The organism is Puerhibacterium puerhi (assembly GCF_009846865.1).
In the GTDB taxonomy this organism is placed as follows: Bacteria; Actinomycetota; Actinomycetes; order Actinomycetales; family Cellulomonadaceae; genus Puerhibacterium; species Puerhibacterium puerhi.
Genome location: NZ_WUWN01000093.1, coordinates 1 through 1,035, shown reverse-complemented (window position 1 = coordinate 1,035; position 1,035 = coordinate 1). Strand labels below are relative to the sequence as shown.

Genomic DNA, 1,035 nt, shown 5'->3' with positions numbered 1-1,035 from the left:
TGGCCCGCCGTGCGCCGGGGTCGGTGCCCGCCCGGTGACGGCCGCGCGGGTCCGACGCCGGACGCGGTGCGCCGGCCGTCCCGGCGGACCCCCACGCCGGGGCCCGGCGCACGCGCGGCCGGTCGCCGGCGGCGGCCGAGGCCCGGGCGCACTGCAGCACCACGGGCGCCCCGGCGCCCACGCGCAGCACCGCCCGGCCGGGGGCGGACACCGGGATGCGCGCCGCCGTCGGGACGTCGAGCACGTCCAGGGAGTCGGCGGCGTCGACCACGCGCAGCGCGAGCCGTGCCGAGACGTTCGCACGCACGTCCGCGCTCACGGCGCCGGCGGGGCGCTGCGTCGCGAGCACCAGGTGCACGCCGAGCGACCGGCCCTGCGCGGCGACGCGCAGCAGGCCCGGCAGCAGCTCGGGCGCGTCGTCGGCCAGCGCCCGGAACTCGTCGAGCACCACGACCAGGCGCGGCAGCGTGCCCGCCGGGAGGTCGGCGACGTCGGCGGCGGCGTGCCGGGCCAGCACGCGCTCGCGTCGGCGCAGCTCGGCCCGCAGCCCGGCCAGCGCCCGCACGGCGAGCCCCGCGTCCAGGTCGGTGACCTGGCCGACCACGTGCGGCAGGCCGCCGCACGCGCCGAACGAGGCGCCGCCCTTGAAGTCGACGAGCACGAGCGCCAGGTCGCGCGGCGAGCGGCCGAGCGCGAGGCCCAGCACCAGCGACTGCAGGAGCTCGGACTTGCCGGAGCCCGTGGTGCCGGCGACGAGCAGGTGCGGCCCGTCGGCGACCAGGTCGAAGCGCACCGTCCGGCCGGCGGCGTCCACCCCCAGTGGCACGGCCCACGAGCCCGGCGCAGCCCACCCGGCGGCGGCGCGTGCCCCGGGTCCGGTCGACAGGTCGAGCAGCGGGGCGAGCGGCACGACGGCGGGCAGGCGAGGGTCGGCCGGGTCGGCGCCGCCCTCGCCGCGGACCGGCCCGTGCGCGGCGGGGTCCCGGAGGGCCGCGACCGGCCGCCCCAGCGCGCGCAGCGCCGCGAGCCGCCGCG

General features: G+C 82.2%; 1 protein-coding gene. It reads right to left on the bottom strand.

The genetic code is table 11. The features are described 5' to 3' along the window. Window positions 1-1,035 (bottom strand): FtsK/SpoIIIE domain-containing protein (locus tag GSF02_RS18450; RefSeq protein ID WP_268892910.1); only part of this gene is annotated, 1,035 nt, incomplete at both ends.